Source organism: Spirosoma sp. (assembly GCF_048594605.1).
In the GTDB taxonomy this organism is placed as follows: Bacteria; Bacteroidota; Bacteroidia; order Cytophagales; family Spirosomataceae; genus Spirosoma.
Map to the genome: position 1 here is coordinate 13,571 of NZ_JBMDWV010000249.1, position 22,916 is coordinate 36,486.

A 22,916-nucleotide genomic window follows, 5' to 3' on the forward strand; every position below is an offset into this window, starting at 1 on the left:
GTTGACCCCAGCGGGTCAAACTGAGGATATCCTCAAACTTTAGCTATGCAATAATATCGTGAACGACCTTGCCCGATACGTCTGTCAGGCGGTACCGACGGCCCAGATGTTTGAAGATCAGCTTTTCGTGATTCAGCCCTAACTGGTGCAGTACGGTTGCCTGAAAATCGTGTACATGCACCGGATTACTGACAATGTTATAGCCCACTTCATCCGTTTCGCCGTACACAATACCGGGCTTAATACCGCCACCCGCCATCCAGATCGTGAAGCAGCGGGGATGATGGTCTCTGCCGTAGTTCTCCTTAGTTAGCTTTCCCTGTGTATAGCTGGTACGTCCGAATTCGCCACCCCAGATCACAAGCGTTTCATCAAGCAAGCCGCGCTGTTTCAGATCGGTAACCAGTGCCGCCGACGCCTGATCGACGTCTTTTGCCTGTTTCGCAATCTCGAACGGAAGGTTCCCATGCTGATCCCAGCCCTGGTGGTAAAGCTGAACAAACCGAACGCCATTTTCCGACAACTTACGCGCCAACAGGCAGTTGGCCGCGAACGTACCGGGAACCAGACAGTCGGGTCCGTAGAGCTTGATAATGTCGTCCGGCTCCTTCGATAAATCCATTACGTCGGGCACGGCGGTTTGCATCCGGTAAGCCATTTCGTACTGCTTCACTTTGGCCATAATCTCCGGATCGCCGAACTCCTGATAGCCCATTTCGTTCAGTTGCGCTAGATTATCGAGCATTTCCCGGCGTTCCTGTCGGTTCATGCCCTCCGGGTCGCGCAGGTACAAAACAGGGTCTTCGCCTTTGCTGAACTGCACCCCCTGATGAATGGAATCCAGAAACCCGTTCGACCACAATTTCGAATAAACGCCCTGTCCATTGCCAATGCCCCGCGACAGCAGTACAGTGAAATTCGGCAGGTTTTTATTCTCATTACCAAGCCCGTAACTCAGCCAGGAGCCCATACTAGGCCGGTTACCCTGCTGCGAACCGGTTTGAAGAAACGTCAGGGCCGGGTCATGGTTGATGGCTTCAGTATACATCGATTTCACAATGCACAGATCATCCACGATTTTCGCCGTGTACGGAAACAGATCACTTACCCACGCCCGCGACTGACCGTACTGCTTGAAATCGACAAACGACCCAACCAGTGGAAACTCCTTCTGATTGGCCGTCATGCCGGTCAGGCGCTGCGTTCCACGAACCGATGGCGGAATTTCCTGCCCCCACATCTCCCGCAGTTTCGGTTTATAATCAAACAGCTCCTGCTGCGACGGAGCGCCGTTCTGAAATAAATAAATGACCCGTTTGGCTTTGGGCGCAAAGTGCGGCATCCCCGGCGTGAATCCCTCATCGTCGGCACCTCCGCCCCCAAATAGATCAGGAATCAGCAACGAGCCCAGAGCCGCGCTCCCCAATCCCAAACTCAGTCGGGACAGAAAACGACGCCGGTTAAAATTGAATCCGTGTTCTAAGATTTCCTTTTCCATAGCAAACAAGACTTTTCACACCTAAGTCCCTTCGAAAATTCAGGTGTTTTATGACTTCATAATCGTTTCTTCCAGGTTATAGATCGTCGAAACAATCCGCATCATAGCGGCCAACTGCACCTTATCCAACGTAGCAGGAATCGGGTATTCGCCTACGGCCAGCATTTTTTCAGCTTTTGGCTTAGTTAATTGCTTCAACTCTTTTTCGTAATACGTCTTCAGCACATCGACTTCTTTTTCGCGTGGTTTCCGACTCACAATTAGACGAAAGGCTTTGTCAATCTTATCTGGCACTGCACTTTTTTCCTGTAGTAATTTCGCTGCCAATACCCTTGACGCTTCCAGTACAGTCGGATCGTTCATCATAATCAGGGCTTGTAAGGGCGTATTCGTTTTCAGTCGTCGTACTTCGCAGAGATCGCGATTGCTGGCATCGAAAATAGCCATCGACGGGGGCGGAACGGTACGTTTGATAAGCGTATACATGCCACGCCGATACAGTTTTGCGCCATGATCCTGCACATACATCGACAGCAGCCCCCTACCCGACGTAGCACCCTCCCACAAGCCCGGCGGCTGATACGGCTTTACGCTGGGCCCGCCAATCATCGAATTTAGCAATCCACTGCTGCTCAATACAATATCTCGAACAAACTCGGCATTGACCCGGTAGCGAGGGCCTCGGGCCATGTATTTGTTATCCGGATCAGCCTGCAATTTTTCAGGGCTGATAACGGCTGACTGACGATACGTAGCAGACATGACCATCTGCTTCACTAGCCGTTTTATATCCCAGCCGTGTTCTCTGAAATCGACGGCCAGCCAGTCGAGCAATTCGGGGTGCGTTGGGAGTTCGCCCTGCATCCCGAAATCGCCGGAGGTTTTTACAATACCTTTCCCGAAGAACTCCTGCCACAACTGGTTCACGTACACCCGCGCCGTGAGCGGATTTTTTGGGTCAAACAACCATTTTGACAGACCAAGCCGATTCTTCGGATAATTCGGATTGAAGGGCAGAATAGCAGTCGGGGTACCGGGCTGAACTTCGTCGCCGGGGGCATCATAGGCGCCCCGTTTCAGCACAAACGTCTTTCGGGTCGTATCCAGATCACCCATCACCGACACAATCAGTTTGTTGGTATCGCGCTTGCTCACAAACGACAGAATTTCCTTTACGTCCTCGTCACAGATTTCCATCAGCGGCTTTTTGGCATACGTATCGGGTCCGCCAATTACCGATTCAATGCCTACCTCCTTTACGTTATTGAAAAATGCAAAGAGCTGGTAATATTCTTTCTGCGGAAACGGGTCGTATTTATGATCGTGGCAGTGAGCACACTCCATCGTTACGCCCAGCAAACCTTTTCCGAACAGATCGGTCCGGTCCGTTACGTAGGAGATGCGGTACTCTTCGGGAATGACGCCCCCCTCTTCGGTAATTTTATGATTCCGGTTGAAACCCGTCGCCAGCAATTGTTCTTTATCAGGAGTACCCGGGCCACCCCACCCCTTCGGGCTTTTCAGGAAATCGCCCGCTAGCTGACGGGTTACGAAATCGTTGTAATGCATGTTTTTGTTGAAGGCATGAATCACCCAGTCGCGCCAGGGCCACTGCGTCCGGTAGCCATCGTCCTGATACCCGTGCGAATCGGCATACCGGGCAATATCGAGCCAGTGAATCGCCATTTTTTCGCCGTAGGTCGGACTACGTAGCAACTGATCAACCACCTTCTCGTAAGCCTTGTCGCTTTTGTCGGCCATGAACTGATCCATCAGGGCCAGACTCGGCGGCAATCCCGTCAAGTCCAGGCTCAGCCGACGTAGCAGCCGCTCTTTGTCAGCTTCTTCGTTAGGTGACAAGCCTTTCTGTTCCTGCTTTTGCAGAATAAAGTAATCGATTTCATTATTCGGCCAATCCCTCTGATCGACCTGGGGCAGCGCAGGTTTCTTCGGTGCCACAAACGCCCAGTGCTTTTCATAAACGGCCCCTTGCTGAATCCACTTTTCAATGAGTTTTATGTCGCGAGCGGACAATTTCAGCCCTGAATTTACAGGAGGCATTAGCGTCGATGTATCCTGTGACGTAATGCGCCGAAACACTTCCGACAACTCGGGTTTACCCGCCACCAGTGCGTGCGCCGTCGGATGTTCTTTCAGCGCTTTGAACGCACTTTCGGGCATATCAAGCCGCAAACCCGCTTCCCGTTTGTTGGCATCCGGCCCGTGGCAAGCCAGGCATTTATCCGACAGAATAGGCCGAATATCGAAGTTATAGCTAACCGTTTCGGGCAGTTTTTCCTCATCAGCCTGCGTCGACGAGCGATTCGTACACCCCTGCGTGAACCAGCCAAAGCTGATGGTTGCCGTGAGCAGATAATATGATAGTTGCCTCATCGTAATACCTAGTGTCTTAATTCAATGAGGGATATCGGATACAGAAACGGCAACGGCCGACTGTCCGACACCACGAAAACGTAGTCCTTCTATACCAAAAGATCCAGGACCGGTTTTGCTACGCCATCAGGCGTAATATAAAACGGCCGCTTTTCGACTTCATAGTGCGTATCGGAAGCAATACCCAGCGCATGGTAAATTGTCTGGTGTAGCTGTTCAATACGTATCGGTTTTTCGATAGTCTTACAAGGCCGTTCGTCGGCAGTTTTACCGTACACGAATCCTTTTTTAATACCCCCACCGAACATTAGCACCGAGCAGCCATCCGTAAAATGGCGGTGCATCCCGTAAAATTTCGGATCATTCAGAATATCAGGCTGTTTCACTTGTTCCTGAACTTTGGCATCCGGGCGGCCTTCCACCATCATATCCCGACTGAATTCACTGGCCAGAATAATCATGGTGCGATCCAGATGACCTGTTTTTTCCAGGTCCAGAATCAGTTGAGCAATCGGGCCATCAATCTGGCATTTCATATCTTCCAGCCGGGAGTGCCCGTTTTCGTGTGTATCCCAGCCCTTAAACGGCTCATATTCGGTGGTTACACTGATAAATCGAGCGCCTTTTTCCGTGAGTCGGCGAGCGAGAAGGCAACCCAGCCCAAAACGGCCCGTGTTGTATCGTTCGTAAATGTGCTTGGGCTCAGTGCTCAGGTCAAACGCTTTGGCTTCCGGCGAATTCAGCAAACGATACGCCTGTTCCATCGACCGACGTAGCGATTCTTTCTGATAATCGCTGCCAAATTCTCCATGTGGACTGTTGCTGATCAGTTCGTTGTAGAGTTGATTCCGACGCTCGAACCGGCGCGCATCCATACCCACCGGCGGACGCACGCTTTCCAGTCCCTGACTTGGATCAGGAATAAAAAACGGCCCGAACTCATTACCCAGGAACCCCGCTGTATGGAAGGCTTTCAGTTCTTCAGCCTCCCCTACCGTAAACCGCTGCCCGATGTCGATAAAGGCAGGAATAACCGGATTCTTCGGGCCCAACTCCTTCGCAATCCAGGCGCCAAGGTGCGGAGCCGCTACGGTTTGCGGGGGCTCGTAGCTCGTATGCCAGTGGTATTGATGGCGGGAATGCAAAATGTGTCCCATATCGGCCGCTACGTAGGAACGTATCAGCGTACCCCGGTCCATGACTTTTCCAATGGATTGCAGGCCTTCCGAGAAATGAATCCCATTCAGCACCGTCGGCATGGATTTGAACGTACTAAGCACCCGGTTGCCCTCCATGCCCGTTTCGTACGGGGTGTAGCGTTTGGGGTCGAAGGTTTCGGTATGCGCCATACCACCCGCCATCCAGAGCAAAATCACCGTATCGGCCGTGCCGCGTACATTAGCCTGCTTTTTGGCTTTGTCTTTTTCAGCACTCGAACAGCCCGACAGCAAACCAGGAATGGGTGCGCCAGCCGCCAGGGCCGCCAACGTAGCAGCGCTCGTTTTCTGGAGAAATTCCCGACGATTCCATCTGTTTATCATAGCGTTACGACATTTTACCTTCACTCGCTCCAGGAGTAAGGTGTTTTCAATAGATCAACTGAAATTCCGGATGAAGTGCAATGGCCCAGACCAGATCCTGAATACCTTCGGCGGTTGGTTGTGCACCGACAATTTTTTGGGCAACGGCCATTTCTTTCGGCACCGGATCGCGACCCAGCGATTTGCGGTACAGTTCTTTCACCAACACATCCGACGATGGGTACCTGGCCTTCCAGCGTTCGGCTCCCCGTTTCAGAGCCTCGTTAAAGGTAGCGCCATTGGTCAACTCCAGTGCCTGCAACAGATTGGCCTGCGAGGTTCGGCTCGTACTGACCGTTTCCCGATTGGGCCGCCCCAGTGCCGTCAGGAAGGGGTCGTTTTTCACCAGCGACGCACGCGGGAACGTAATTTCCCGGCCAATGGTTTTCGGCAGCATCTTTACCACCGACGTATCCTGATAAATCGGATTGAAGGCCAGACTCACCGCATCTGCAAACTGCTCCGCTGTAAGCCGACGACGTACCATACCTTCAAAAACATACGTAGGTGCCATAATCAGGTCAGCATCTTTTACCGTCACTGAGGGCAGTTGGTATGTTTTCGACGTAGTGATTGTGTAAATCAGCTTCTTAATATCATAGCCGTTCTGCACAAAATCGTAGGCCAGCCAGTCCAGCAAATCCTGACTCCAGGGTTCGTTATCCATCGCATCGACGGGTTCGATAATACCACGCCCCATCAACTGCGCCCAGACTCGGTTGACCAGCGTCCGATACAGTCGGCCATCTTTGGGTTGTACCAGAAAATCGGCCAGTTCACGAAGGCGCTGTTCCGTCGGCGCATCCACGCTAACCGTACCCAGTTCTTTAAACAGAACCTGACGGCCCGCCATTTTACCCGTCGGCTTATCGCAGCGATTGATCTCCAGTGTACTATCGGCAAAAATATTGGCAAACGCATAGGCATCGGCCAGCTTCCAGTCGCTGATAAAACTGTCGTGACAGGAAGCGCATTTCAGGTTGAGGCCCAGCATAACCTGTGCTACGTTCTGAGCCGCCTGCATCTCCGTCCGCTGACTCGAGTTGATGGTACCGCGCCACTTGATTCCCTTAATAAATCCTTCCGATTCTTTAGTAGGGCTAATCAGTTCGCGAACAAACCAGTTATACGGCTTATTCTTCTTCAGCGACGCATACAGCCATTTCGTAATGTCGTAGCGGCCTCCGGTGATGTAGCCCGTTCCGGTGTAGTCGTTACGTAGTGCATCGTTCCAGAAAGTAAGCCAGTGCTGGGCATAATCATTATTTCGGCTCAGCAGCGATTTTACCAGTGTCTCCCGTTTGTCGGGGCGCGTATTGGCAGTAAATCGGGCAACCTCTTCGGGCGTAGGAACTAATCCGACAATATCGAGGTACACCCGGCGCATGTACGTCCGGTCGTCTACTACGCCCTTCCACTCAATTTTATTCTTATGAAAATAAACGTTGACGAGCCGATCAATGGGGTTGTTAATGTCGACCGTAGCGGCTGGTAAGGCAGGCAAACGCGGCTCTAGCTCAGCTACACGGTAAATGCTTTTTTGGGCGCCACTTGGCCAGGGCGCCCCAGCTTTTATCCAGAACGACAGTAACGCTACCTCCTGCTCGGTCAGCCGTTTGCCTTTGGTTGGCATAGCTTCTTTATCGTCGGCAGGCAACGTAATGCGTCGGATAATTTCGCTGTCTTCCGGATGTCCGGCTTTCAGAATGGCTCCGTGCTTACCGCCTTTCATCAGCAATTCTTTACTATCCAGCCGCAATTCGCCTTTGGTTTTAGTAGCACTGTGGCAACTGTAGCAGTTATGCGCCAGAATGGATCGGACCTGTAGATTCAACTCCTGAACCTGCTTGTCAGTGAGCGGTTTATTCGTTTCCAGACTGGCGAATAGTACGTTATTGGCGGGAGAGCTTGCTACGTTGGGCTTATCGCCGAAGGGCAGTACGCTGCTGATGTAATCTTCGCCATGCGTAAGTAATGCCCCGTAATGTCCGGCTACGCTTACGCCCACCACTGTCAGCGTGAGCAAACTGCGATAGGCCACGAGCTGCCCGGAACGTAGCGCAAGAATGGTTAATAAGGAGAGAACCATCGTTGCCAGTCCCGACCATTGGTGAATGGTAACGCCCTTGCCCGCGTAGTCTTCCTGGTTAATCAGGATGAAACCGAAAATAACGGCCGCTACCGCACTGATGGCTCCAATCCAGAGCAAGGCCGTAACAGTAGCCCGAAATTGATTTGATTTACGGTACCAGTCAACAGCTTCGAGCAGAAACGCCACACACAGCAGGCCAACCGGAAAATGAACGATGAGTGGGTGTAATCGGCCTAAAAATTGCCAAAGCCAAAAAGATTCTGCAAAGATTGTCACTACTAAATGGATTAGTTATCGGTAAACAAGCTCATTACTTTTTCGCGATTTTTCAGTACGAATCAAAGTTCTACAACGTCAATTCGTACTGAAAAAGTGCCCGACCTGTCTGTTATTGATAGCCAGGGTTCTGCGTCAACTTATTGTTAATCAGAATCTGCGGAGCCGGAATCGGGAAATAGTATTCGAAATCGCTATAGACATAATCCTGAGCATTGAAGGCGATTCCGCCCCGGTCGACCGTGGGTTTTGCTTTTTCCCTGGTGCCGTGCGCATTCATGAATGTAGCCAGTTCGGCGGGTGTCATGGTACGTTTCAGATCGAACCAGCGGTGATTCTCGAAGGCCAGTTCAACCCGTCGTTCCTTCAAAACCGCCGTTTTGAAAGCCGCTTTGTCCAGCCCCGCAAGGTCTTTCAAGCCAGCCCGTTTCCGCACCTGATTCAGATATCCGAATGCTTCAGCCGTTGGCCCCGACTGTTCGTTTATGGCTTCGGCCATCATCAGCAGCACATCGGCATAACGTAGTACAGGCCAGTTGTTGTCGGTACGTCCGGTAATGGTGTGCGGGTACGTAAATTTCGTTACGTATGGGATATTGACCACTGCCCCATTCAACGTATAACTGGTTTTCAGCGAAACATCTTTGCGCAAATCGCCCGGTTCGTAGGCCGCAATCATGTCGTTGGTTGGAATGTTACGTCCTGAAGGAGCGGTATTGGCAAAGCCAGTTATTGCACCTGCCGAAAGCCGTGGGGCAAACAGATACGCAAAACTACTCCACTCGCCCAGATCGTTTCCGCCCTGATACTGCACTTCAAAAATCGACTCGGGACCGTTTTTTCTGGCTGGGTTGAAATTATCGGCATAGAGCGCGTTCAGGCTGTACCCCGTTACCAGTTTTAACGTAGTAACGGCTTCGGCGTATTTTTTCTGCGTCAGATACACTTTACCTAACAGTGCATTGGCGGCTCCTTTCGTAACACGACCCAGTTGAGAAGCCGGATACGTAGCAGGCAAGACGGCAACCGCTTCGGTCAGGTCTTTTTCGATCTGCTTCCAGACATCGGCCTGCGGAGAACGTACCAGATCGAAGGCCTGATTCGGATTGGTGAGGGTTGATGTAACGAGTACTACGTCCCCGAAATATTGCACCAGATTGAAATAGAAGTAGGCCCGCAGGAATTTCAATTGCCCTTCGATTGGACCTTTTACCGATGCATCGAGCGTACTGGTTGCCAGTTTTTCCAGCGTGTAGTTCGCGTTGTATAGAGCCTGATAATACTGGTTCCAGACATTGGCAATTTCGCCGTTACCCTGATTGACCGTCGAGAATTCGAAGGCTTCCCAGCCGGCCGCACCGCCCCGGTCAAGCGGGTTAAAATCGAGCGTTGTATTATCGGAAGGAAACTCCTGAAAAATATAGGCCGAGTTGGTAATTACCTGTAACTGACCATACACTCCACTTAGAGCCTGTAAAAACTGGGTCTCGTTTTTATAAAAAAGGTCGGTACCGATACGGGTAGGGTCGGTGGTTACCAGAAAATCCTCCTTGCACGAAAATTGAGTCAGGCAAAGGAAGAATGCACCTAAGACAGTTATTTTTTTCATTTTTCGTGTCGATTAGAAGTTAAGTTTGATACCTGCCGCCAGTGTTCTTGGAACCGGATACGATTCGTCGTCATTGTTCAACTCAACATTATTCGAACTTGTGCTCGTACCTCTTACGCCCGCATCCGGGTTATTGCCTGGGTATTTGGTAAAGATGAATAGATTGTTGCCCGTCACGAAGATGCGGGCACCGCTCAGAATCGATTTGAACTTGGGCAGGTTGTAACCGATGGTAACGGTTTTAAGCCAGGTATAACTGCCATCATATATGTAGCGTTCGCTGCTCTCGCGCGACCATTTGAAGTAGCTCGTACCGCCCTGTGAATTTTTCGCGTCGGGGTTCGATCCGGGATTCTGGGGCGAACGCCAGCGATCTTTTGCCTTATCAAGCACATTGAACACGCCGTCCATGTTCATGGTCGAGGCTTCGATATTCCTGTAGACATCAAAATCATTAACACCGAGGAACATGATATTCAAGTCGAATTTCTTGTAGTCAGCCGCTACGGTCCAAGCCCAGGTAAAGGCTGGATTTGGGTTGCCAATTTCTACCATGTCCTGCGTATCGTAAGAAACCACGCCATCGCCATTGGTATCCACAAACTTCATCCCCCCCGGAATTACGCCGTCCTGCTTGGCCCACGCATCAATTTCGGCCTGCGTATTAAAAATACCCACTTTCTGATAACCGTAGATCATCCCGATTGGGCGGCCCACTTTCTGCACGTTGTAGCCTCCGTAGAAACCACCGTACCACAGCATGTCGTTAGCGCCTTTGATGGCCAGAATTTTGCTACGGTTGAAGCTGATATTGGCGTTGGTACGGAAGTTGAGCTGACCGAAATTAGTTCGGTATTCCGCCCCGACCTCAAACCCGTGGTTCTCTACTTTCCCGATATTATCCAAGGCCGTTGTAAAGCCTGAGACCGACGGTATCGAAACCGGGAGCAGCATATCATTGGTAATCTTATTGTAATATTCCAGGTTCAGAGTCAGTTTATTGTTGAACAAGCCGACGTCCAGACCAATATCCAATTGATTCGATTTTTCCCATTTCAGGCTTGGGTTGGCAAAGGCACTCACAACCTTACCAGCCGCAAACCCACTGCCTAAAATGTAGTTATAGTTTGTTGTACCAATAGCGCTTGCGACGAAGGCCAGACTGGGGTAATTACCGATCGTAAGAAAGTTGTTATTCCCCGTAACCCCCCAGCTTGCCCGCAGCTTTAGATCGCTTAGCAACGCCGTTTTGGGCATGAACGATTCTTCAGTCAGCCGCCAGCCAATCGAAAAAGCAGGAAAATCGCCGTATTTATTGTTGGCCCCAAAACGTGAGCTACCCTCCCGACGGTATGACGCTGACAGAAGATACTTGTCTTTATAAGCGTAGTTGACCCGACTAATTAATGCCAGCATACTCCAGCCGTATTCGTACGAGTTGGCCGAACGTATCGACGCCGATCCTAGATACGGTACCAGATCGTCGGGAAACGTGTTACCCGACCCTGTAAATCCGCGAACCCGCTCCTGCTGTGCCGTGTAGCCCAATAATACATCGATATTATGGTTGTTGTTGATTTGTTTTTGATACGTCAGTAACTGGTCGAGTGCGTAGTTGGTCAGTTCTTCCGTATTGTCGGTTTCGGTGGCAATCCGGGGTGGAGCACCTGCCGTACCATTGGCTACTGACAACCCGATGGTAGAGGGTACGTATTCTTTGTATGTATTGTTGTTCAGCTTGATGTTGGCCGACGTCCTAAATTTGAAATTTCGCAGAAACGAAACCTCCACGAACCCGTTCGACAGCAGATCAGAGATATTCCGACGGCGCAGTACGTTCTGTAAAACAAACAATGGGTTCGGGAAGCCAAAAACGCCATCGACCCCATTAATGTAGGGCACCAGCGAGCCATCTGGATTGTAGGGAGTAGCCCGTGGGTCCATCAATAAAGCGCCACCGACCAGTGCGCTTCGGCCATCTGTATTCGCCAGGTTTTGCCGTGTATAAGTCCCATTAATATTCAGACCTACATTAATGAATTTGTTGACTTGACCACCCAGATTAGCCCGGGCCGAAATCCGATCGTAGTTTGTTTCTTTAATTACTCCATCTTCTTTGTAATACCCTACGGATAGTACTGATTTGATAGGTCCAGTCCCTGATGAAACAGCGAGGTTCAGATCAGAATAGGGCGCGGCTTTTCGCATGATTAGGTCATACCAGTCAGTCGAATACTGCGTCTGTTCCGGAAAGCGGTAGCCAATGGGCACTTCACTTTCCAAGGGTTCGCGCCCCTGTAGAATCCGGATTTGATCCATGAAAATGTCTTTCTTGAACTGCGCAAATTCGACGCCGTTCAGCATTTTCACCCGGCGCGACATCGGTACGCTCTGTACGCCATAATCGAGCGAGAGATTGACGTTAACTTTACCTTCCTTTGCACTTCTGGTCGTAATGAGTACTACGCCATTTGACCCTCTCGCCCCATAAATTGCGGTTGAAGCCGCATCTTTCAGTACCGTTACACTCTCAATATCATTAGGGTTCAGGTTCTGACCCACCGACGTACCTACCGGAAAGCCGTCGATGACGTAGAGCGGATCACTCCCCCCTCCTATTGAACCAATACCTCGAACCCGCACTTCAAACTGGCCGCCAGGTGCCCCATTTTTTTGTTTCACGACCACCCCCGGTGCGCGTCCCTGAAGAATCTGGTTTGGGTTGCTGGCGGGCTGCTCGCCAATGTCGCGCATGTTGATTACCGACACCGCCGACGTAATGTCCTGCTTGCGCTGCGATCCATAACCAACCACCACAACCTCGCCCAGCGTCTGATCGTCGGGCTGCAACGTAACGTTTACGCTGGTCTGATTACCAACGGTTATTTCCTGTTTCTGATAACCAACAAAGCTGAACACCAATACGGAACTGGTACCCGGCACACCGATTCGATACCGTCCGTCGCTATCGGTATTGGTTCCTGTTGTTGACCCTTTTACGACCACACTGACGCCAGGCATGCCCGAACCCTTGTCGTCGGTTACTTTGCCCGATACGGTGATATCCGCCGGCACACTACGTTCGTCTTGTTTTTCCAGCTTTGGAACGTAACGAGCCAACATTTGCCCGGGCGTTGATGCAATTCCGTCGTGCAGATTTGCTCCCGACTGCTGAGCAAAACTTGTTGGGCCACTTGCTACATATGCGAGTGAGAACGCCAAGTAAAGTTTTTTCATAGACTGTTAGGATATGGTTTAGAAACAGAAAACAGGGCTAGAAAAAAGCCAACCAATTAGTCAAATATTTACAATAGGCCAATATAGACTTTCCTATACCTACCTATTTTATCATTATTTCGATAAATTTCTTAGTATTTTCAATAGTGACTTACTCTCGTAACCGTCTGCTTATAAGAAAAAAGCGCCTACCAATCAGTTGGCAGGCGCCGATAGTCAGTAGTACATAGCTGTCGATTTCCTTTTTAATTAATTCTGAATAGCGCCTTCCATTATGCTTTTCCATATTAAGATAAACGATTACTCGAATACACCGAAATACCAGCAGATTTATAATTCAATTGTAGAGGGTATCGAAAATCGGGATATTTTACCGGGCGATAAACTTCCCTCTATCCATGAACTGTGCGCGGAATTCGACGTATCGAAAGGCACTATTGAGCGGGCCTACGAACTTCTGAAAGAAAAGGAAATTATTGGGGCTGTTAAGGGAAAAGGGTTTTATATCAACTACACGCCAACCGGAAATAATCTCAAAATATTCCTGCTGTTCAACAAGTTAAGCGTCCATAAAAAAATCATCTACGACTCGTTTGTCGAGTTATTGGGCCCGACGGTGGCTATTGATTTTTTTATTTACAATAATGATTTTCGCTTGTTTCGGGATCTGATTCTGCGCCAGACCCGGAATCATACGCACTACGTTATTATTGGTCACTTTTTTGAAGGGGGCGAAAAAGCCGATGAACTCATCAACAGCATCCCTAAACACAAGCTGGTGATTATGGATAAGTTGCTGGATGGTATAACGGGAAACTACGCGGCTGTTTTTCAGAACTTTGAGAAAGATCTTTATCAGGCGCTGGTAGAAGCTCTGCCGCTGTTACAGAAATACAAAACCCTGAGTATTCTTTTTCCTTCCTACACGTATCATCCGAAAGCCATTTTGAATGGCTATTACAAATTCTGCTACGAACACGGATTCCAGACGCGCGTCATTCACAACATTCAGAATGAGTCAATTGAACCGCAGCAAGCTTACATTAATCTGATGGAAGAAGACCTTGTCGAGTTGATCAAGAAGATTAAGCAGACCTCGTATGTACTAGGGCAGGAGGTTGGGATTTTATCGTACAACGATACGCCTTTGAAAGAATTTCTACTGGAAGGAATCACGGTTATGTCAACCGATTTTGCGCAGATGGGTCGAACAGCCGCTCAACTGGTCTTAAACGGTAGTGTCGAACACATCGAGAACCCGTTTAAGCTTATTGTGCGTAAATCACTGTGAAAAATAAACGATCCAGAAAACAAAAAGAGCCCAGAGAACGTACTGCTCTGGGCTCTTTTTAACGCTCAGGTGAAGCTTACTAGCTAGTACCTCACCACTCTAAAGCTAGAGATGCCACCGTTGTAGCGAATGGTCATTTTCTTTGTGGATGCGTCGTAGCCGGGGCTGACAAATTCCCCACCACCGACATTGGTAAAATCATCAAGATGCTCTACGTTCAGGGCACCATCTTTTTTGATCCGGCAGCCTACTTCTTTGGGGACATGTACTGTTACTGATGCCGCCCCTACGTCTAGTTTCACATCCGCCTGATCGGCTTTGGCACCCAGCTTAAGATCAAGGTCGGCAGCACCGGCACCAATTTTCAGGCTTTTAACGGCGTAGTGACTTAAGTCCAGATTGCCTTGTCCGGCACCGAGCGCTACGTCCATTGTCCAGACGGGCGTAGTATTCAAGTGTACATCCACCCGATTTTCGTAGTCACCATCCTTAAAATCAATACGTTGTTCTTCCTTTGATGGCTTTAATTCAATGGTTGGTGTATGCGTCGTTGGATTTCTGTCGACCGTCATCGAATACATACCCAGCGTCTGTTTCGTATCGGCTTTGATGAGTTCAGTGGTTGGGTCGCTGATCACAAATTTACCAGCCCCACCCGCCAGTTTCAGTACAGCTTCACGCGTATTGGCATCCATAGATTCTGAGAACGTATTGGAATGCGGAACGTTTTTGTCGGCATTTCGGCGATCCCGCTCGGCCTGATAATCGCTTTCGTTATCATCGTCGTCATTGTTATCCGAATCGTTATGGCTGTAGTCACGGTCGTCGTCATCATCGTCATCATGATTCCAGCGCATGTGAAATCCATCACGATCGCGATCCCGGTTGTGGGAGAAAAACCCAAACAACGTAGTGGGCACAGCCACCGCCAGCATAACCGTTGTAACAAAAGCCGCCGGGTTGCTACGTCGCTCCAGTATGATATTTACCCCCGCCAGAATCAGCAGTAAGGGCCACAGGTTTACCAGCGAATGCCAGTTTACATCCAGCCACCCCACACGGCGAGCCAGAAACAGCACACCCAGCGTCAGCAGAAAAATCCCCCAGAATAATCCGTTTCTTCGTTGCATGATATAATTGAGTGATGTATGAGGAACGATGAGTGATGAGTTGAAACTATCACTCACCACTCATCACTTCGTTAAAGCGAGGCAGTAGGATCGTTACCCGACGGGGTATCGCCGTAGTTTGTCGTGCTGCCGTAATTTGTTGTATTACCGTAATTTGAGTTGTTATCGTAAGGCGGCTTGATCCGATCCTTAAAAATCAACCACAAGCCAATGGCTATCAGCATGAACGGCCACAAATCACCGAAATCGATATCGAGGTAGCGATCGATCAGAAAGAGAACGCCGAGGATAATCAAAATGGCCCCACCGACAATGCTACGGTCGGGAGATGCAGGTTTGTTAGGATTGTAGGGATTCATGGAAAAAACGGGGTTTGCATAAACAGTTGACTGAGCCGCATAACTAGCCGAACGCCGTTCGGGAAGCGCGATCCACAAGATAACATAAATGATTATAGCCGGAAAATGAGGCAAGAAAATTCCGATTACAAACAGCACGCGGACTAAGGCGCGATCTATTCCAAAATAATCGGCCAAACCAGCACATACGCCCCCAATCTGGGCCTGGTCGGCAATACGTTCTAAGCGCTTGTTCATGGTTTCTGGTTGTTTAAAACGTTGTAAACCTAGTGGATAGTAGCGCCTGGTGAAAATAGATTTGGAAGAGTGGACGCGGCTATTGATGGAAGTGTGTTTTCAATGATAGTAGGTAATACATAGTAGTGATTTAATGGCATAGGGGTAAGGGCATAGGGCTAAAGCTGCTAAATACCCTATGCCCTTACCCCTATGCCCTATGCTATTCTACTTCAATCGCTTCCAGAATGTCCATAAGCTCGCCAAACTCTTTGTTGCCCGGTCGTTCTTCGTCGCCACCCGTCAGCGCAATTCCCCGAACGGGCAATTCGGTCAACAAATCATGTACGTTCAGGGCTGAAATTCCCGCTCCTAATAAGATTGGGTAGCGTGAGGCTAATCGCTGAAGAGATGCCTTTAAATCGTCATCGAAATGAATGGAGCTGTTACTTTCCAGCAGTATGTAATCAGCATCAGCAGTTCCCGTATGAAATAACGTATTGAGTTGATCAAGCGTCATCTGTGCCAGATCGATGCGCAAAATAAGCGGTTTACCAAAGGTAACCAGGTATGGCAACAGTGCCGATTCATCCACCTGCAATACGTCGGGTTGGTACGTATCGAGCAGTTGTTCAATAATCTCAGGGTCAGAAGCCGTTGTTTCTCCCACAATCTGCACCCCAGCCACCCATCCTCTGATCCCGTCGAATTTTTTTTGATCAATATAATCCGGTGAATCCGAATCCATCGAGAAGCCGAGCATATCTACGCCCATGCCAGCGCAATAACGGGCATCACTGAGGTTGGTAACATTGGAAATTTTAACGAGTGTCTGGAGAGCCATGGTGTCAGTAATCAGTTCGAGTCGGCGAAGTTACTACAGTCGCGCTTTCTATGGATTGATTTCGAGCTGGATTGTTCGACCGCGGACAAATGGTGTGCGTTTTCGGACAGGGTAGTTGACGCAAAACAGGGCCGGATAGCCCACAAATGCACTTTTCAAAAATTGGCAAAATATTTGTTCTACAAAAGTTAATGTAATTCATAGCCATGAGACGATCATACCTTGGAGAGTTTGAAGAAATCGTACTACTGACTGTTGCGGTTCTGAACGAGAGTGCTTATGGCGTTGCCATTACCGATGAACTGGACCGGCAAACGGGTCGCTCGGTAAGCATTAGCGCAGTTCATGCAGCGCTCCACCGTTTGCAGGAGAAAGGAATGCTTTCCTCACACATGGGTGAGGCTACGGCCGAGCGCGGAGGCCGACGCAAACGCCTGTTTACCGTAACCGCACTCGGCAGCCGAACGCTCCACGATATCCGGGCGATGCGCGATCAACTCTGGAATTCGATTTCACCGAACGCTCTACCTGCCATCAGTATATGACCCCGAATCGTCGTATCGTTCCGCCTTTCCTGGCCGATCGCCTGCTTGAATGGTTCTGCGCCCCACACCTGCTGGAGGAGTTACAGGGTGATTTGCATGAACGTTACGAACGGGACGTAGTACGGCTTGGACGAGAGCGGGCTGACCGGCGCTACTGGCGCAACGTACTGGGGTTTCTACGCCCACGCTATGGCTTACCATTCGCAATAAAACGTCAACCTGAAGACTATTCCTCAACTCCTTTATTCAGACCTGCCATGCTACAGAATTATTTCAAGATCGCTTTTCGGAACCTGACCCGCAATAAAGCCTATTCGTCTATCAATATTATTGGGTTGAGCATTGGTCTGGCGGCTGCTATGCTGATTATGTTGTACACGAAGGACGAAGTGAGCTACGACCGCTTTCACGCCAATAGCCCGTCTATTTACCGAATCTACAGCTACGACGTAACACCTGCCGGAATTACGACGGGCAGACCACAACCTTATACGGGAATTTTTCCAGGTCCTAAATTTCACGCGGGTATTCCAGAAATAGGATCTTTTGTCCGCTATCAGGAAAACAGGAAAGACCTGAAACAGGGTAACGAAGTGGCGAGCCAAACCGTCTTTTTTGCCGATTCCAGTTTCTTTTCCATCTTCTCGTTTCCGCTGATAAGCGGCAATCCGAAAACAGCGTTACAGCGTCCGAAGTCAGTCGTAATTTCGGAGAAAATGGCTGAGAAAAATTTCGGTTCGACTAACGTAGTAGGTAAGACACTTTTCTTTAAAGACGAAGATAAATTTGAGCCTTATACCGTAACGGGCGTTGCGCAGAACTGTCCGCAAAATTCGTCCATAAAATTTGACGTATTAATGCCCATGGTGGTCGATCAAAAAGACTGGGCAAATAACGAAAATTGGTTCAGTGTTTTTCAGAATACGTTTGTTATCCTCTCTCCCAACGCTAACCTCAAAGCTGTAGAGGCAAAAATGAATCAGATTTATGTAGCTGATGCGCAAAAAAGTATCGAATCCATTAACAAAAAGTTTGGGATGAATGATAAAACGATTTATGCACTTCAGCCATTTACCGATATGCATCTCAGTAAGGAATTGCCCGCCAGCAACGGACTTGTTGACGAAAGTAATCCGACGTATTCCTATATTTTATCGGGCATTGCTTTATTTATTCTGCTAATCGCCTGTATCAATTTTGTTAATCTGACAGTGGCGCGTTCCTTAAAACGGGCGAAAGAAATTGGGGTTCGGAAAGTAGTCGGTGGCGCCCGAACGCAACTCATCATTCAGTTCTTAGGCGAATCGTTTATTCTGTGTTTCGTTGCTTTTGTTCTTGCCGTAGTTTTCGTTCAGTTAGCCTTACCTACATTCAATCAACTGTCCAGCAAAGCTCTTTCACTCTCTTATCTGTTTGACGCCAAACTGGTTACTGGATACGTAGCGCTTTTCATCATAACAAGCTTGTTAGCAGGTTTTTACCCTGCACTTGTGCTTTCTGGCTACAATCCGGTTCAGACCCTCTACAGCCGGTTCAATCTTTCAGGAAAGAATTACCTGCAAAAATCGTTGGTTGTTCTTCAGTTTTCGCTGGCTTCCTTTCTCATTATTGCTTCGCTCACCATTTATGATCAGTTCAATTATTTAACAAGCAAAGACCTCGGCTACGATGACAAAAATTTAATTTTCATCAACAAGTCGAATTTAAAACGTAATGAGGTAAAACTTTTCAAAGAAGAATTACTGAAAAACCCAAAAATCATCGACGTAGCGCCAAGAAATGCAGGCAACTGGGGCACAGTAGCAAAAGTTAACGGCGAAACCCAACTAAATTTCTGGTACGAAACCGTCAATGAAGCGTACTTGCCACTTTTTAAAATACCGGTTTTAAAAGGGCGGAATTTCTCGGCTGACTTTCCGGCTGATTCTTCTCACTCCGTTCTGGTAAATGAAACGTTCGTTAAAAAAGCAGGCTGGAAAAATCCGATTGGCGAAACGGTGGATTTCTGGCTCAATGAAACTGACAAAAAATACTCGGTTATTGGCGTTGTTAAAGACAGCCATTTTGAGTCGTTGAGCCAGGAAATAAAACCTCAATTGTTTACGATGCGCCCAGGCAACGCGTACGGAAGAGCATTCATTAAAATTAAACCGAATACCGAAACAGCAAGCCTTCAGTACATCGAAAAAGTCTTCAAAAGATTATTTCCACTGCATCCCTATTCGTATAAATTTATGGACCAGGAAAACCTGAAACGATACGAGTCGGAAGCTAAATGGAAACAAATGATGCTTTTCGGCGCTATTCTGACTATTTTCATTTCGTGTATTGGTCTCTTCGGATTAGCCACCCTTTCGGCCGAACGACGTACCAAGGAAATTGGCATTCGGAAAGTATTGGGTGCATCCGTAACAGGAATTGTCCAGCTACTCTCTACCGACTTTCTTAAACTGGTTTCCATCTCGTTCCTTTTTGCCTTTCCAGCGGCCTGGTATGCTATGCAGGAGTGGCTGAAAAACTATCCTTATCACATTAACCAGAGCGTGTCGGTATTCTTTATAACCGCGTTTCTTGCGATTTCCATCGCTTTCTTAACGGTCGGTTGGCAGTCGTTACGTGCCGCCATGATTAATCCGGTAAAGAGTTTGAAAACAGACTAATACCCCTCCCACATACCACCATGAACACTCGACCACCCCAATGGGCCGATCGCTTCCTCGAATGGTTTTGCGCTCCTCATTTACTGGAGGAAGTGCAGGGCGATTTGCATGAACGCTATGAACAGGACGTAGCACGGCTTGGACGAGAGCGGGCTGACCGGCGCTACTGGCGCAACGTACTGGGGTTTCTGCGTCCCCGGGCCGGGTTACCATTTATTCTTAAACGACAGTCGACCGAATACTCTTCACCATCCTTATTCCATCCGGTTATGTTACGTAATTACCTCAAAACCTCACTACGTAGTCTGACAAAACATAAAGTCAGCACGCTCATCAATCTGCTGGGTCTTACGCTGGGCGTAACCGCCTGTCTGACTATTTATCTGATTACGAATTATGAACTCAGCTTCGATACGTTTCATCCTGAAAGCGAACGTATTTACCGGCTGGTGGGCGAATCCCAGTACAACAAAAACGCGGAAAAACATCCGGTGGGATTTGTTCCCAACGCTGTACCGGCTGGTATTCGCAAGGAAATTCCTGGCTTAGGTACCGTGGCCGCTTTTCATACTATCGAATCGGACGTACTGATTTCGAACGGAACCGAAAAACCGATACGTTTTGAAAGTCGGCGACGCACCGGCGGCAATGCTGACCTTGTTGTTGTAGACCCTAAATACTTCGACATTTTCAGGTATCAATGGCTGGCTGGCAATCCTGACGTTGCCTTAAACGAGCCATTCAAGTTAGTACTGTCGGAAAAGAAAGCCCGTCTATATTTTGGTGATTTACCGTTCGATCAAATCCTGGGCAAAGAAGTCATCTATCAGGATTCGGTGCGGGTTAACGTAGCGGGTATCGTGAAAGACTGGGAACGGCCAACTGATTTTACGTTTACTGATTTCATATCATTGGCAACAATCCGGGCCAGTCAATTAAAAAATGAAATTAACCTCGATCAATGGGAGGATATCTGGTCGGCATCGCAGGCGTATGTTAAGCTTCCGGCAGGCTCAACACCGGATCAGTTCACTACGCAGTTTCAACGGTTTGGCAAAGCTCACTATCCAAAGGAGTTTAAATTCACGCCCGCCCTGCAACCCTTGTCGGACGTTCATTTTAACGAAAAATACGGTGACAATTATTCACGCAAAGCGCACCTGCCAACGCTTTACGGTTTGATGGCCATCGCTGGTTTTATTCTGCTGATTGCCGCCATCAATTTCATTAATTTATCGACAGCTCAATCCGTTTATCGGGCGAAAGAAACCGGCATTCGAAAAGTGATGGGCAGCAGTCGTGGTAATCTGGTTATCCAGTTTCTGGGCGAAACCGTTATCCTGACGCTCCTAGCTGTTCTTATTTCACTAGTGCTGGTTAAACCCATTTTATCGGCCTTTCAGTCGCTAATACCCAAGGGGTTAACGTACGATTTATTCAGTCTGCAAACTGGGTTATTTCTGCTCGGTGTTACAGCCGTTACGTCGTTGCTAGCTGGTTTTTATCCGTCGTGGGTGTTGTCGTCGCACGTACCTGCGTTGACAATCAAAGGCCAGTCTGCATTAACAGGCGGGCAGAAAGGCTACTTTCGGAAAGCGTTGATTGTTTTCCAGTTTACAGTCTCGCTAGTCTTTATCATTGGCACGCTGATGGTCAGTCGTCAGTTGAGTTTTATGCGAAACAAAGACCGGGGCTTTTCAACCGATGCCATTGTATCAATACGTCCGCCGTGGGGTGACAAAGGTCCAGTGCTGGCTCAGAAAATCAGGCAGTTGTCGGGCGTTGAAGGCGTAACAAGGGAATGGTTTCCGCCAATGGGCGATTCTCATATGGTGACCAAATTGAAATACAAAGGCAAAAAGCGGGATGTGGAAATGGACGTATCGGCCAAAGTCGGCGATGAACATTTCATTCCGCTCTATCAGCTTCGGTTACTGGCGGGCCGGAATTACATAAAAAGCGATTCATTGCGGGAGTTAGTCATCAATGATACGTATGCCAAAGCATTGGGCTTTCAGAAACCGGCGGATGCACTGAATCAAATGATCGAATTTCAGGATAAAAAATATCCGATTGTTGGTGTTGTGGCTGATTTCCATGAGCAATCATTTCACGAAAAAATCGGCCCCGTTTTCATCGCCAGTATGCCCCAGGCCCGAAATATAGGGGTTAAGCTGGCAACGAAAGGAAAGCAGATGAACGACGTCAAGGCGACGCTGGCCAGCATTGAACAACAATGGAATTCGGTGTATCCCGACAACAAATTTGAGTATTCTTTTCTGGATGATTCGATTGCCAGACTTTACGAAAAAGAGCAGAAAACCGGGCAGCTTGTCAACACGGCTACGGCTATTGCTATTCTGATTTCCTGCATGGGCCTATTCGGTCTGGCGATGTTCACGGCTGAGCAACGTACCAAAGAGATCGGTGTCCGGAAAGTACTGGGTGCCAGCGTTACCAGCATTGTAACGCTGCTAACAGCCGACTTCCTCAAACTGGTTGTTTTTTCGCTGCTGATTGCGTCGCCTGTTGCCTGGTGGGCTATGAACAAATGGCTACAGGATTTCGCGTACAAAGTAGATATGGAATGGTGGGTATTTGCCCTGGCAGGTACGCTGTCAATCGGTATTGCGTTGCTCACAGTGAGCTTCCAGAGTATCAAGGCAGCCCTGGTTAATCCGGTTACTTCTCTAAGGTCGGAATAGCCTTACGTTAAAACCAGTCAGGAACATTCGCTACGTTATCGTCCTATGCTTTTTTACTCAGTACGTTGGCTTCCGAAATTGACCGTGTCCTGCACAACTATAAACGAGAGTAATAGGCGAATCATATTGTAGCCCTGATGGACCTTCGTACCAGAACGAGCGGCCGATGGTTAATTGCCGCAGACATGAACAATTCAGCACGATAAAACGCTTTATTTCAACGCAGAGCCACAAATTACGTGTTCTTTGTGGCTCTGCGTTGAATACAGTACTACTCAATATGAAACGTACTGGTTGCTGCCGTTCTGACGCCCATTACGTTAACTTGCGCTGGTCGGGGATTACTGAAATCCAGAAGCGGTTTTTGAGACAGAAAAAAAGCATTTTCAAAGGATATCGACTCGCTTTTGACCGTAACAAACGACGCTTTGGTGTCGAAAAACGCTTCCCTGAAACTGGCTTCTTTCAGGCTCGTATTAT

The 22,916-nt window shown here is 48.7% G+C and carries 14 protein-coding genes; 4 read left to right on the forward strand and 10 right to left on the reverse strand.

What is annotated here, in order from left to right; genetic code table 11:
• Nucleotides 1–43 precede the first annotated feature (43 nt).
• The 6 genes from ACOJS8_RS15465 to ACOJS8_RS15490 form a co-directional block, all read right to left on the reverse strand.
• Entirely contained in the window at nucleotides 44–1,498 is a 1,455-nt protein-coding gene (locus ACOJS8_RS15465) for a DUF1501 domain-containing protein (protein ID WP_420149443.1), read from the reverse strand.
• 48 nt (nucleotides 1,499–1,546) lie between these two features.
• On the reverse strand, nucleotides 1,547–3,892 hold the full coding sequence (locus tag ACOJS8_RS15470) for a PSD1 and planctomycete cytochrome C domain-containing protein (protein ID WP_420149444.1): 2,346 nt from the start codon (nucleotides 3,890–3,892) through the stop codon (nucleotides 1,547–1,549).
• Nucleotides 3,893–3,981: 89 nt separating this feature from the next.
• Complete coding sequence (locus tag ACOJS8_RS15475) at nucleotides 3,982–5,433, reverse strand: DUF1501 domain-containing protein (RefSeq protein ID WP_420149445.1); 1,452 nt, start codon at nucleotides 5,431–5,433, stop codon at nucleotides 3,982–3,984.
• A gap of 46 nt (nucleotides 5,434–5,479) precedes the next feature.
• The gene (locus ACOJS8_RS15480; protein ID WP_420149446.1) at nucleotides 5,480–7,840 is read right to left on the reverse strand and encodes a DUF1549 domain-containing protein; all 2,361 of its coding nucleotides are present in this window, start codon (nucleotides 7,838–7,840) and stop codon (nucleotides 5,480–5,482) included.
• 112 nt (nucleotides 7,841–7,952) lie between these two features.
• The gene (locus ACOJS8_RS15485; RefSeq protein ID WP_420149447.1) at nucleotides 7,953–9,449 is read right to left on the reverse strand and encodes a RagB/SusD family nutrient uptake outer membrane protein; all 1,497 of its coding nucleotides are present in this window, start codon (nucleotides 9,447–9,449) and stop codon (nucleotides 7,953–7,955) included.
• A gap of 12 nt (nucleotides 9,450–9,461) precedes the next feature.
• Nucleotides 9,462–12,572 carry a SusC/RagA family TonB-linked outer membrane protein gene (locus tag ACOJS8_RS15490; protein WP_420149457.1) on the reverse strand — a complete coding sequence of 1,037 codons (3,111 nt, stop codon included), beginning with the start codon at nucleotides 12,570–12,572 and terminating at the stop codon, nucleotides 9,462–9,464.
• Nucleotides 12,573–12,960: 388 nt separating this feature from the next.
• Between ACOJS8_RS15490 and ACOJS8_RS15495 the strand changes: the two genes are divergently transcribed.
• Nucleotides 12,961–13,977, forward strand: coding sequence for a GntR family transcriptional regulator (locus tag ACOJS8_RS15495; RefSeq protein WP_420149448.1), 1,017 nt, complete (start codon nucleotides 12,961–12,963; stop codon nucleotides 13,975–13,977).
• 83 nt (nucleotides 13,978–14,060) lie between these two features.
• Here ACOJS8_RS15495 and ACOJS8_RS15500 read toward each other — a convergent pair whose 3' ends face one another.
• The 3 genes from ACOJS8_RS15500 to ACOJS8_RS15510 form a co-directional block, all read right to left on the reverse strand.
• Nucleotides 14,061–15,107, reverse strand: coding sequence for a LiaI-LiaF-like domain-containing protein (locus ACOJS8_RS15500; protein ID WP_420149449.1), 1,047 nt, complete (start codon nucleotides 15,105–15,107; stop codon nucleotides 14,061–14,063).
• 71 nt (nucleotides 15,108–15,178) lie between these two features.
• The gene (locus ACOJS8_RS15505; protein WP_420149450.1) at nucleotides 15,179–15,703 is read right to left on the reverse strand and encodes a PspC domain-containing protein; all 525 of its coding nucleotides are present in this window, start codon (nucleotides 15,701–15,703) and stop codon (nucleotides 15,179–15,181) included.
• Nucleotides 15,704–15,905: 202 nt separating this feature from the next.
• A complete protein-coding gene (locus tag ACOJS8_RS15510; RefSeq protein ID WP_420149451.1) occupies nucleotides 15,906–16,526 on the reverse strand; it encodes an N-(5'-phosphoribosyl)anthranilate isomerase in 621 nt (206 codons plus the stop codon).
• A 206-nt stretch (nucleotides 16,527–16,732) separates the two neighbouring features.
• On the opposite strand from ACOJS8_RS15510, the gene ACOJS8_RS15515 reads away from it, so the two are divergent.
• Genes ACOJS8_RS15515 through ACOJS8_RS15525 form a run of 3 tightly spaced genes read left to right on the forward strand, consistent with a single transcriptional unit; the run spans nucleotide 16,733 to nucleotide 22,436 of the window.
• Nucleotides 16,733–17,071, forward strand: a complete 339-nt coding sequence (locus ACOJS8_RS15515) for a PadR family transcriptional regulator (protein ID WP_420149452.1) — start codon at nucleotides 16,733–16,735, stop codon at nucleotides 17,069–17,071.
• A complete protein-coding gene (locus ACOJS8_RS15520) occupies nucleotides 17,068–19,731 on the forward strand; it encodes an ABC transporter permease (protein ID WP_420149453.1) in 2,664 nt (887 codons plus the stop codon). Before ACOJS8_RS15515 ends, ACOJS8_RS15520 begins: the two co-directional genes overlap by 4 nt.
• 20 nt (nucleotides 19,732–19,751) lie before the next feature.
• Entirely contained in the window at nucleotides 19,752–22,436 is a 2,685-nt protein-coding gene (locus ACOJS8_RS15525) for a permease prefix domain 2-containing transporter (RefSeq protein ID WP_420149454.1), read from the forward strand.
• A 271-nt stretch (nucleotides 22,437–22,707) separates the two neighbouring features.
• On the opposite strand, the gene ACOJS8_RS15530 is transcribed toward ACOJS8_RS15525, so the two are convergent.
• Nucleotides 22,708–22,916: hypothetical protein (locus tag ACOJS8_RS15530; RefSeq protein ID WP_420149455.1), on the reverse strand; the 209-nt coding region annotated here is incomplete at its 5' end.

Excerpts from the sequence above, each read along its gene's own strand:
- ACOJS8_RS15465 (WP_420149443.1), bottom strand. The coding sequence starts at position 1,498 with ATGGAAAAGGAAATCTTAGAACACGGATTCAATTTTAACCGGCGTCGT.
- ACOJS8_RS15470 (WP_420149444.1), bottom strand. The coding sequence starts at position 3,892 with ATGAGGCAACTATCATATTATCTGCTCACGGCAACCATCAGCTTTGGC.
- ACOJS8_RS15475 (WP_420149445.1), bottom strand. The coding sequence starts at position 5,433 with ATGATAAACAGATGGAATCGTCGGGAATTTCTCCAGAAAACGAGCGCT.
- ACOJS8_RS15485 (WP_420149447.1), bottom strand. The coding sequence starts at position 9,449 with ATGAAAAAAATAACTGTCTTAGGTGCATTCTTCCTTTGCCTGACTCAA.
- ACOJS8_RS15490 (WP_420149457.1), bottom strand. The coding sequence starts at position 12,572 with ATGTTGGCTCGTTACGTTCCAAAGCTGGAAAAACAAGACGAACGTAGT.
- ACOJS8_RS15495 (WP_420149448.1), top strand. The coding sequence starts at position 12,961 with ATGCTTTTCCATATTAAGATAAACGATTACTCGAATACACCGAAATAC.
- ACOJS8_RS15500 (WP_420149449.1), bottom strand. The coding sequence starts at position 15,107 with ATGCAACGAAGAAACGGATTATTCTGGGGGATTTTTCTGCTGACGCTG.
- ACOJS8_RS15505 (WP_420149450.1), bottom strand. The coding sequence starts at position 15,703 with ATGAACAAGCGCTTAGAACGTATTGCCGACCAGGCCCAGATTGGGGGC.
- ACOJS8_RS15510 (WP_420149451.1), bottom strand. The coding sequence starts at position 16,526 with ATGGCTCTCCAGACACTCGTTAAAATTTCCAATGTTACCAACCTCAGT.
- ACOJS8_RS15515 (WP_420149452.1), top strand. The coding sequence starts at position 16,733 with ATGAGACGATCATACCTTGGAGAGTTTGAAGAAATCGTACTACTGACT.
- ACOJS8_RS15520 (WP_420149453.1), top strand. The coding sequence starts at position 17,068 with ATGACCCCGAATCGTCGTATCGTTCCGCCTTTCCTGGCCGATCGCCTG.
- ACOJS8_RS15525 (WP_420149454.1), top strand. The coding sequence starts at position 19,752 with ATGAACACTCGACCACCCCAATGGGCCGATCGCTTCCTCGAATGGTTT.